This is a genomic window from Bradyrhizobium sp. JR4.3, assembly GCF_040547695.1.
Lineage (GTDB): Bacteria > Pseudomonadota > Alphaproteobacteria > Rhizobiales > Xanthobacteraceae > Bradyrhizobium > Bradyrhizobium canariense.
Map to the genome: position 1 here is coordinate 319733 of NZ_JBEPQF010000003.1, position 9723 is coordinate 329455.

Genomic DNA, 9723 nt, shown 5'->3' on the forward strand with positions numbered 1-9723 from the left:
GCTTTTTTATTGGCCGGCAGGGTCTCAAAATGACAAGGAGCCCGCCGTGCTGAGCACGACCGACGATCTTCGTATCCGCGAACTGAAAGAACTGAGCACGCCTGAAGAGGTGATGCGGGAAGTCCCGCGTACGCTCACCGCGACGCGCGTGGTGATGGCGGCACGCAACGCCATCCACGCGATCCTCAATGGCCAGGACGACCGGCTTCTGGTCGTGGTCGGCCCCTGCTCGGTGCATGATCCCAGGGCCGCGCTCGAATACGCCGAGCGCCTCGCGAGCTTGCGCGAAGAGCTTGCCGATCAACTTGAAATCGTGATGCGGGTCTATTTCGAGAAGCCACGCACCACGGTCGGCTGGAAGGGCCTGATCAACGATCCTGATCTGGACGGCAGCTTCGACATCAACAAGGGCCTGCGGCTGGCGCGCAACGTGCTCTCGGCCGTGAATAATCTCGGCCTGCCCGCCGGCACCGAATTCCTCGACATGACGACGCCGCAATACATTGCGGACCTCGTGTCCTGGGCCGCGATCGGCGCGCGCACGACCGAAAGCCAGATCCATCGCGAGCTGGCCTCGGGGCTGTCCTGCCCTGTGGGGTTCAAGAACGGCACCGACGGCAATGTGCGCATCGCGGCGGACGCGGTGAAGTCGGCCTCGAATTCGCATCATTTCATGGCGGTGACCAAGCTCGGCCGCTCGGCGATCGCCTCAACCGCGGGCAACGAGGATTGTCACATCATCCTGCGCGGCGGCAGCACGCCGAATTACGATGCGGCAAGCGTCGCAGCGGCCTGCAACGATCTGGCGAAAGCGAGCGTCGCACCGCTCGTGATGGTCGATGCGAGCCACGCCAATTCGAGCAAGAAGCCGGAAAACCAGCCGCTCGTGACAGCCGACATCGCCGGCCAGATTTCCGGCGGCGAGAACCGCATCATGGGGGTGATGGTCGAGAGCAATCTCGTCGCCGGACGCCAGGACGTTGTGGCGGGGAAGCCGCTCACCTATGGCCAGAGCATCACGGACGGATGCATCGACTGGGCGACCACGGCAACCGTGCTCAAGCAGCTCGCTGACGCGGTCGAGATCCGGCGCAACACCAAACGCGCAGGGCTGCACGAGCGCTCCGCCTGACCGAACGATCGCGGGCGGGGTGAGGCTGTCGCACCCTGCCCGCTGCTCCGGCGCCTAGCAGCCGCGGCAGATGCTCTTGATCTTCTTGTCGAGCGCCTGATTTTCCTTGCTGAGGGGATCGTTCGGGTCGCTCAGGTTCTTCTCGCTGGGCACGTCGCCGACGCGCGGCTGGCGATGGCCCACGGGTGCCTGCGGCAGCGATCCGGACGCCGCGCCGCCCGATGTCGATCCCTTCGTGCCGCCGGTCTGCGCGACCGCCGCGCCGCCGAGCAAGACCGCGAGCGATACTGCCACCATGATCTTCTTCATGTCTCTCCCTCCATTCCTCGAGCCAGAATCTCCATCACGACCAATCAGGTCTCGGGCGGATAGAGGTGAACGTCGCCGCAATAATCCACGATACGATAGCGCGTTTCCGATGCCGCATCACCCGCATCAGGTGCGGTATTTTGCATCGGCAACACGTAATTCGGTCCCACCGGCGACTTGCCGGCGCCGCCGGGAATGTCGATGACATAGTCGGGCTGACACAGTCCCGACACCCGTCCGCGCAGCTGCCGCATCAAATCCTGCCCCTCGGCGAGCGTCGTTCGCAGATGCGCCGTGCCGGGCGCGAGATCGCCGTGATGCAGATAATAGGGCTTGATCCGGCATTCGACGAAAGCTCGCATCAAATCCGACAGAGCGGTCGGGTTGTCATTGACGCCGCGCAAAAGCACGGACTGGCTTACCATGGGAATTCCGGCATCGACCAGCCGCGCGCAGGCGGCACGCGCGGGCCCCGTCAGTTCGCGCGCATGGTTGGCATGCAGCGCCACCCAGGTGGTGGCGCCTTCGACCTTGAGCGCCCCGACCATCTCCTCGCTGATGCGCGCGGGCTCGGCCACGGGCACGCGGGTGTGAAGGCGGATGATCTTGACGTGATCGATTCCGGCAAGATCCGCCATGATCTCGCTCATCCGCCGCGGCGACAACATCAGGGGATCGCCCCCGGTCAGGATCACCTCCCAGATCTCGCTGTGCGATCGGATGTAGTCGATCGCGGCGCGATAGGCGCCGTCCGAGAGCGCGTTCTCCTTGCCGGGTCCAACCATCTCGCGGCGGAAGCAGAAGCGGCAATAGACCGCGCAGACGTGAACGAGCTTGAACAGCACACGGTCGGGATAGCGATGCACGATCCCGGGAACCGGCGAGTACGGATGATCGCCGATCGGATCTGCGTTCTCGCCCGGCTGCATCTCGAGCTCCGCGGCAGTCGGAACGAATTGCCGCGCGATGGGATCGTCGGGATCGGACCTGTCGATCAGATCGACCAGCGCCGGCGTGATCGCAACCGCATAGCGTGCGGCAACGCGATCGAGCACCGGCAGCGCTGTGGCTGATACCAGCTGCTCGGCAACAAGTTCGGCCGGCTCGCGCAATGTGCGCGCAAGATTGCTCTTCATCATGTCTCGCTTAACGTTTCATCTGCAGGTGGCGTCCAGACCACCTGATCAATTCGCGATGCGCCGCTCGCCAGCATCACCAGCCGGTCGAAACCGAGCGCGACGCCGCTCGCCTCCGGCATCGCCGCGACCGCGGCCAGAAAGTCCGCGTCCAGAGGATAGGCTTCGCCGTAGCGGCGTTGCTTCTCCACCATGGATTGCGTGAAGCGCTTGCGCTGCTCCTCGGCGTCGGTCAGTTCGCCAAAACCGTTGGCGAGCTCGACACCGCAGGCATAGACCTCGAACCGCTCGGCAACGCGGGGATCGCCTGCCTTCACGCGCGCCAGTGCCGCCTCTGGAGATGGGTATTCGAACAGAATGGTCAAACGGCCCTGCCCCAGATGCGGCTCGACATGCTCGACCAGAACCTTGCTGAAGATGTCGGACCAGGTGTCGTCCTCGGCCACACGGACCTTGCCGGCAGCGGCCCGGGCAAGCGCGGCGCGGTCGCCTTCGCCGCCGGAAATGGTCGCAAGCAGGTCGATTCCCGCAAACTGCTCGAAGGCGCCGGCCACCGTCACAAGTTCAGGCTCGGCGAAGGGATCGGCGGTCCGGCCGCGGAAGGCGAAGGTGCCAATCCCGGTCGCTTGGGCGGCGCGGCCGATGAGGACGACGCAGTCGGCCATGATGGCGTCATAGGGGGCGCCTGCCCGGTACCATTCTAGCATGGTGAATTCGGGCAAATGCAGGTCGCCGCGCTCGCGGTCCCGGAACACCCGGGCGAACTCGAAAATCCGGGTCTCCCCGGCCGCCAGCAGCTTCTTGCAGGCGAATTCCGGCGAAGTCCGCAAATATCGGCTCACACGGCTGCCGTCGGGTCGCACGATCTCGGTCCGGGGGGCGTGCAGGTGGGTCTCGTTGCCCGGGGAGACCTGGAGAACGGAGGTTTCGACCTCGACAAAGCCCTGCTCGGCGAAAAATCCCCGTAGAGCCCCGGTGATTGCTCCCCTGGCCTGCAGGAAGGGCCGGCGGTCGAGATGCCGCGAGGGGGACCAGAACGGCGACATCGGCTTGTCCCCAGCCATTAACCGGCCGTCCCGCAGGCCAGCAAAATGCTGGCATCCAACGGCAAAACCAGTATGTTGCGGCCCGAAACGGGTGCCGCGGTCTGATTTGGGGCCCCAGGTCCCCCATCAATTTGACCACGTCCTGGCCCGAGCCGGGCCAAGCAAGCAGGAAATACAGCTTTGAGAGTCATCGCCAGTTCTATTCGCAAGGGCAACGTGATCGAGCAAGACGGCAAGCTATATGTCGTCGTGACCGCCGAGAACATCCATCCCGGCAAGGGCACCCCGGTCAGCCAGATCGAAATGCGCCGAATCTCGGACGGGGTAAAGATCTCCGAGCGCTACAAGACCACGGATCAGGTCGAGAAGGCCACGATCGAAGAGCGCAACTACACCTTCCTGTATGAAGATGGTGACGGCTATCACTTCATGAACCCGGAGACCTATGATCAGGTCCAGGTCTCCAAGGACGTGATCGGCGACGCGGCGGCCTATCTTCAGGAGAGCATGACGGTCAAGCTGTCGCTGCACGGCGCCAATCCGGTATCGATCGCCCTGCCGCAGCGCGTGACGCTGGAAGTGGTCGAGACCGAGCCCGTGACCAAAGGCCAGACCGCCTCCTCGTCCTACAAGCCCGCCGTGCTCTCGAACGGCCTGCGCACCACGGTGCCGCCGCACATCGCCGTCGGCACCCGAATCGTCGTGATGACCGAAGACGGCTCCTACTCCGAGCGCGCCAAGGACTGACGGAACCAAAGCGAGCGCAACAGGTGCCGCCGGGGGGCGAGACAGTGGTTGGGAAAAATTTCCGCTTCGTCTCGCAACTTCTGGCGTCGCTTTCGCTCCTCATTGCCTCTCCGCTCACTGCGGATGAATTCCGCAGCCCCTCGCTCACGGCGCTGCGCGTCGATTGGCGCGCGGCGCTCGATCAGCTGCGCACCGAAATCAACGCCCATCCCCGGGTCGCGGACGATTTCATCTTCGCGCCCCGTCGTTCGGTGCCGCGCTATGATCCGCGCACGATGCCGGCGCTGGTGCAGCTCAACGCGATCTCCTCGCAATTCTTCACCGGCATCTCCCGCAGCTCCGTGCCCGTGCTGCTGCCGTTCGACGCTGCTGCGCATTTCGAAGCACGGCGCAATGGTGCGCCAGCGACCGTCGCGCTGTCGCGCTACCAGGCCGACTTCAATTCCGTCGACATGTTCGATGCCGGCCCCGCCGGCTACAGCGCGACCTTCTCGTTCGAGCCTGGTACCGGAGACGGCATGCCGAGCCGGGTCTTCGCAAGACCGGTCGAGGTGCAGATCACGGGTTCGGCGCTCGTCTATGACATTGCCGATCCCTCGGGCGGCAAGGGCGAGCCGGTCAAACCGCTCGCAGCGCTCTACCCGGACCTGCGCAAATTCATCCGGGAAGGCTATGTGCGCTACGCTTTCACCCGTTTCGGCGTCGCCTATGTGGTGTCGATCCAATGCCTCGACAGCGTCGCCAAGCCGCGGCGGCTTGCCTGCAAGGAGGCCTATCCGGTCGCCGAGCGCTTCCTGAAGGCGCTGCGCGTGGCGGGCGGCCAGCGCATGCGGCCGCTCACGGACATCGCTTCCAACATTCTCGATCGTCCCGCGGCGCGTTCCCCGGACTTCACCTATCGGCCGAGCGGCGACATCATCCCGAACACCGGTTATCGCAAGCAGGGCGGCCATCCCGACGTGATGGCCTACGCACAGATCCGCTTTCCTCTCGAGAAGGCGCCCGCTTTCGTACACTCGCAATCCTATGCCAAGCGCGACAAGATGGAGAGCACGACCGCTTACCCCTGGCGCGACAATTTCTGCGAATCCCGCAGTTTCGAGGTCTGGCAATGCGGCGGCGGTTATGGCCATCAGGGCGAGGACATCCGCGCGGCTGAGTGCCCATCGCCTGGTGAAGGCCGCCAAGCCTGTGATCCCAAGCAGCGCGCCATCGTCGCCGTGCGCGATGCGAGGGTCATACGCGCTTCCAAGGACCAGGCCGTGACGCTGCAAATCAACAGCCGGACCGAGCACATCCGTTTCCGCTACATGCATATGAACCCGCAGGCGCTGAACGCCGATGGCCTGCTCAATGGTCGCATCGTATCGGAGGGTGAGAAGATCGGCGTGGTCTCGAACTATCTCGATCATCCCGCCGGCACCTCGATGCACCTGCATTTCGACGTGCAGGTGTTCACCCGCGACGGCTGGATCTGGGTCAGTCCTTACGTCACGTTGGTCTCGGCGTACGAGCGTCTGATCCATGCCCGCGGCCGCGAGGTCGGCCCGGAGATCGCCGGCACGCCGCAGCCCGTGGCACATGCGCTGCCGGAGGACGTGCTCAAGCCGGACCTGCGCGAGGGATCGGGCGGCGACGAGAATTGACGCTGCTTGCGCCATCTAGACAGCCAACCAAACTGTCTGATGACGGTCCTATGACAGCGAATTGCACGCACACCGCCTGACCGGCCCGGCCTCCTTATGACGGAGCCTTCTCTGGCCTCGAAATTGTCTGGCCTCAGAATTGCTTTCCTCCCCACGGATAAACAGGATGAAGGGAAGCACATGCGTTGTCTCACAATAACGGCCATTCTGGCCGTCGGGCTCGGCGTGCCGGCTCATGCGCAGGAATTGAGCGGGACCTTGAAGAAGATCAAGGACACCGGCGCGATCACACTCGGCGTGCGCGACAGTGCGGTGCCCTTCAGCTATATCGACGAGAAGCAGAAGACCGTCGGCTACGCCATCGACATCTGCATGAAGATCGTCGAGGAGATCAAGGCCGAGCTGAAGCTGGACAAGCTCGCGGTCAACGAGAACCTGGTCACCTCGTCCAGCCGCATTCCGCTGATGGCGAACGGCACCGTCGATCTCGAATGCGGCTCGACGACCAACAACGCCGATCGCCAGAAACAAGTGTGGTTCACCAACACGCATTTCCTCACAGCGAGCCGCTTCGTGTCCAAGAAGACTTCGAGGCTCGACCAAATCGCCGATCTCAAGGGCAAGGCCGTCGTCTCCGTCTCGGGCACCACCAACATCACGCAGCTCAACAAGGCCAATGCGGCCCGCTCGCTCGACATCACCGTGATGAACGCGAAGGATGTCCCCGAAGGGTTCCTAATGGTCGAGACCGACCGGGCCGTGGCCTTCGTCATGGACGACATCCAGCTGGCGGCGATGATCGCCTCCTCGAAGGATCCGTCGCTGTACGCGATCAGCACCGGCGCGTTCTCCGATCCGGAGCCTTACGGCATCATGCTGCGCAAGGACGACGCGCCGTTCAAGGCGGTGGTCGATCGCGCGACCGCAAAACTCTACAAGAGCCCGGAGATCGAGAAGATCTACAACAAATGGTTCATGGAGCCGGTGCCGCCGCGCGGCCTGAACTTCCACGTGCCCATGCCGGTGTCGATGAAGAAGTCGTTCGAGCACCCGTCGGACAACCCTGATCCAGCATCCTACGGCGGCTGACGAGAGAGCACGCTGGTAACGTTGCCCGGATGAGCGAAGCGACATCCGGGACTCACGCGACGACTGCCCCGGGTGTCGCTTCGCTCACCCGGGCTACGGATCAATCCAGCAACGTCGTCAGCTGCGCGCCCTCGTCTGCCACAAACACGGCGATCAGTTCCGCCGGCTCCGTGGTGCTGGCATTGGCCGAGACCAGATGCGTCGAGCCGGGCGGCTCGAAGAAGGACTGGCCAACGCCGAACGTCTCGACCGGACCGCCGCCGAGCTGAGAGCGGATCTCGCCTTTGGTGATGTAGGCGGTGACGGATCCTGCGTGACGATGCGGCCGCGAGAACCCGCCGGGGCCGTAGAACACGCGCACGATCGTGACGCGCTTGCCCGGCACGTTCGGCAGCGCGTAGGAGCCGATCGGTTCGACCTTGTCGAGCGGCGAGCTTTCGGCGGCGGTGGCGCAGAGCGGCGAGAGTGCGCCGGAGATGGTGTCCATCGTCACCGGCAACGTCTTCCCGATCGCAAACGCGCAGGCAAGCCCGCCGACGACGGCGATCGCCATCGAACGCGATGGCGCCGGACGCAGTGTGGTGGAAACACTCATTGCTGTCATCGTGATCTCCCTTCGTTGCAATCAGGATGCCGCCGCATTCGCTGCGACCGGCCGCGTCGCCGGCGTCCAGCGAAACGCCGCACCGAAACGGTTCCAGATGTTGATCGAGGCGACCGCCGAGGTCAGGTACGTCAGCTCGGTCTCGGAGAATTCACGGCTCGCCTCGGCGTACACGTCTTCGCCGACGCCGTCGGGCAGGCAGGTCAGCGCCTCGGCCCAGGCCAGCGCGGCACGCTCCCGCACCGAAAAGATCGGCGCCTCGCGCCAGACCACGAGCAAATTGAGCTTGTCGACGGGCACGCCGATCCGCTCCGAAAGCAGGATGTGATGCTGCAGGCAGAAGGCGCAGCCGTTGATCTGCGATGCCCGCAGCTTGACCAGTTCGAGAAGCTGCTTGTCGAGGCCGGCCTTGGCCGCGACCTGACCGAGCGCCAGCACCAGCTCATACGCGTCGGGCGCGATCCTCTTGAAATCCTCGTATTCGCTGCGGGCGTATGACATTGCCGTTCACCTCGTGGTATTGTAAGAGTGCTGACACATTATAAGAGCACTTACATGTTGCGCAAGCCGCCCGATATCACGAGATCGCAACCGCGGCGGAAGGCCCCCACGTCTGCCCCGGCGGTGCGCGTGCCAGCCCCAGGGGAAGGCAAGCGCGGCGAGCAGGGCTATCTCGGCTATCTGCTGCGCCAAGCCCACGCCGCGGTCCGTCTGACGATGGAGCGGTCGCTGGCCGATCTCGGTGTCACCTCACCGCAATTCGCGGTGCTGACCATGCTCAACGCCTATCCGGGCCTCTCGGGCGCCGACGTTGCCCGCCTCACCTTTCTGACGCCCCAGACCGTCGGCGTCATCATCCGCAATCTCGAACGCGACGGTGCGATTGTGATGACGCCGCATCCCGTCCACGGCCGCATCCAGCAATGGACACTGACGCCGCGCGGCGCGACGCTTTTGAAAGCGTGCCGGGAAAGGGTGATCGCGTTGGAGAAGCGGCTGGCCGCCGGGCTCGATGCCAAGGCCGAGGCAAGCATTCGCCGGTGGCTCGCAGGCATCGCGGCCGATTTGCAGGAGGACTAGGCGAAGCGCGCTTGCCGCTGGCGGGACCTAGTCGCCGCCTCCTCCGTCGCCGCAGCCGCCACCATCCGAATCCGAGAAGTCACTGACGGCGCCATCGCCTTGAATACCGCGCCCAAAGTTCTCCGCCAGGATCATCAGGATGACGACGAACAACCCGGCGCCGAACGGCCAGGGATTAGCGCGGATGATGTCGAACAGCTCCTGCATTCACGCATTGTGCACAGAGGGAAACAAACCGACCGTAAAGTTGCAGGCTCAAAATTCGGGACATCCGTTACGGGCGCGCGCCCTATTTCCCCTTCAACACTTTCTTAACCTCGCCATCAGGCCAGGTCTCGCCCGCGGCAATCACCCGGACGCGGCTTTGATCGGTGTCATTCACCAGCTCATGCGAACTCACCCGGTCGCAGCTTCGCTCCAGGCGCAGGTCGGTTTCGGGCTTCCAGCTCAGCGTGGTCGCGAGATCGCCGGGAAAGATCTGCCATTGCGATCCGTCGTCGAGTTCGACGACATGACTTTCCGCATGCGCGCGTATCTTCATTCCACCCCGAATTATCGATGAACGGACTGCGTGCGACGGCAGGCCCCGGCCATCGGCCGGGGCCCCACTCCATCAGTCGTTGTCGTGATGAATCACGGTCTTGCTGCGATTGCCGAATTCATCTTCCTTCTTGATCACCGTGGTGCGATCGGCAGGTTCACGCTCCTTGATGACGGTGGTGCGGTCGCGATCGCGGTCCCGCTCACGATATTCGTGAGACTGTCCGACCGTCACGCCGGCACCGACCGGACCGACGTGAACGCCGACTTCGTCGGCAAAAGCAGGCGCAGCGATGGCGGTGACCATGGCCGCGGCAAACAGATATTTCCTCATCTTCTTCTCCTCCAAATTGGTGCTGGGGGAATGCGGGAGTGCGACAGTTTGTTCCGGGGA

At 64.0% G+C, this 9723-nt stretch carries 13 protein-coding genes; 5 read left to right on the forward strand and 8 right to left on the reverse strand.

All coding sequences use genetic code 11. The annotated features are described in order from the left end of the window. Nucleotides 1-46 precede the first annotated feature (46 nt). Nucleotides 47-1132, forward strand: a complete 1086-nt coding sequence (locus ABIB91_RS07515) for a 3-deoxy-7-phosphoheptulonate synthase (protein WP_354160568.1) — start codon at nucleotides 47-49, stop codon at nucleotides 1130-1132. A 54-nt stretch (nucleotides 1133-1186) separates the two neighbouring features. On the opposite strand, the gene ABIB91_RS07520 is transcribed toward ABIB91_RS07515, so the two are convergent. Genes ABIB91_RS07520 through epmA form a run of 3 tightly spaced genes read right to left on the reverse strand, consistent with a single transcriptional unit; the run spans nucleotide 1187 to nucleotide 3641 of the window. After that, complete coding sequence (locus tag ABIB91_RS07520) at nucleotides 1187-1441, reverse strand: hypothetical protein (protein WP_007591425.1); 255 nt, start codon at nucleotides 1439-1441, stop codon at nucleotides 1187-1189. A gap of 44 nt (nucleotides 1442-1485) precedes the next feature. Then, complete coding sequence (locus ABIB91_RS07525) at nucleotides 1486-2580, reverse strand: lysine-2,3-aminomutase-like protein (protein WP_354160566.1); 1095 nt, start codon at nucleotides 2578-2580, stop codon at nucleotides 1486-1488. Next, entirely contained in the window at nucleotides 2577-3641 is a 1065-nt protein-coding gene (gene epmA, locus ABIB91_RS07530; RefSeq protein ID WP_354160564.1) for an EF-P lysine aminoacylase EpmA, read from the reverse strand. Before epmA ends, ABIB91_RS07525 begins: the two co-directional genes overlap by 4 nt. 162 nt (nucleotides 3642-3803) lie before the next feature. On the opposite strand from epmA, the gene efp reads away from it, so the two are divergent. From efp to ABIB91_RS07545, 3 genes are all read left to right on the forward strand, one after another. Continuing rightward, entirely contained in the window at nucleotides 3804-4370 is a 567-nt protein-coding gene (gene efp / locus ABIB91_RS07535) for an elongation factor P (RefSeq protein WP_007591435.1), read from the forward strand. A 23-nt stretch (nucleotides 4371-4393) separates the two neighbouring features. Beyond that, complete coding sequence (locus ABIB91_RS07540; RefSeq protein WP_354160562.1) at nucleotides 4394-6016, forward strand: M23 family metallopeptidase; 1623 nt, start codon at nucleotides 4394-4396, stop codon at nucleotides 6014-6016. Between the two features lie 180 nt (nucleotides 6017-6196). Continuing rightward, entirely contained in the window at nucleotides 6197-7105 is a 909-nt protein-coding gene (locus ABIB91_RS07545; protein WP_354160560.1) for an amino acid ABC transporter substrate-binding protein, read from the forward strand. 100 nt (nucleotides 7106-7205) lie between these two features. Here the strand turns inward: ABIB91_RS07545 and ABIB91_RS07550 are convergent, their stop codons facing one another. Continuing rightward, nucleotides 7206-7709 carry a cupin domain-containing protein gene (locus ABIB91_RS07550; RefSeq protein WP_354160558.1) on the reverse strand — a complete coding sequence of 168 codons (504 nt, stop codon included), beginning with the start codon at nucleotides 7707-7709 and terminating at the stop codon, nucleotides 7206-7208. 21 nt (nucleotides 7710-7730) lie between these two features. Next, complete coding sequence (locus ABIB91_RS07555) at nucleotides 7731-8210, reverse strand: carboxymuconolactone decarboxylase family protein (RefSeq protein WP_354160556.1); 480 nt, start codon at nucleotides 8208-8210, stop codon at nucleotides 7731-7733. A 54-nt stretch (nucleotides 8211-8264) separates the two neighbouring features. Here ABIB91_RS07555 and ABIB91_RS07560 point away from each other — a divergent pair, with 54 nt between their 5' ends. Beyond that, nucleotides 8265-8789, forward strand: a complete 525-nt coding sequence (locus tag ABIB91_RS07560) for a MarR family winged helix-turn-helix transcriptional regulator (RefSeq protein ID WP_354160554.1) — start codon at nucleotides 8265-8267, stop codon at nucleotides 8787-8789. Between the two features lie 27 nt (nucleotides 8790-8816). On the opposite strand, the gene ABIB91_RS07565 is transcribed toward ABIB91_RS07560, so the two are convergent. The 3 genes from ABIB91_RS07565 to ABIB91_RS07575 all read right to left on the reverse strand — a co-directional run bounded on the left by ABIB91_RS07565 (nucleotide 8817) and on the right by ABIB91_RS07575 (nucleotide 9663). Further along, nucleotides 8817-8996: a hypothetical protein gene (locus ABIB91_RS07565; RefSeq protein ID WP_354160552.1), complete on the reverse strand. Its 180-nt coding sequence runs from the start codon at nucleotides 8994-8996 to the stop codon at nucleotides 8817-8819. Nucleotides 8997-9078: 82 nt separating this feature from the next. After that, nucleotides 9079-9330, reverse strand: coding sequence for a hypothetical protein (locus ABIB91_RS07570; RefSeq protein WP_354160550.1), 252 nt, complete (start codon nucleotides 9328-9330; stop codon nucleotides 9079-9081). A 72-nt stretch (nucleotides 9331-9402) separates the two neighbouring features. Next, the gene (locus ABIB91_RS07575) at nucleotides 9403-9663 is read right to left on the reverse strand and encodes a hypothetical protein (protein WP_219680264.1); all 261 of its coding nucleotides are present in this window, start codon (nucleotides 9661-9663) and stop codon (nucleotides 9403-9405) included. Between the last annotated feature and the right edge of the window lie 60 nt (nucleotides 9664-9723).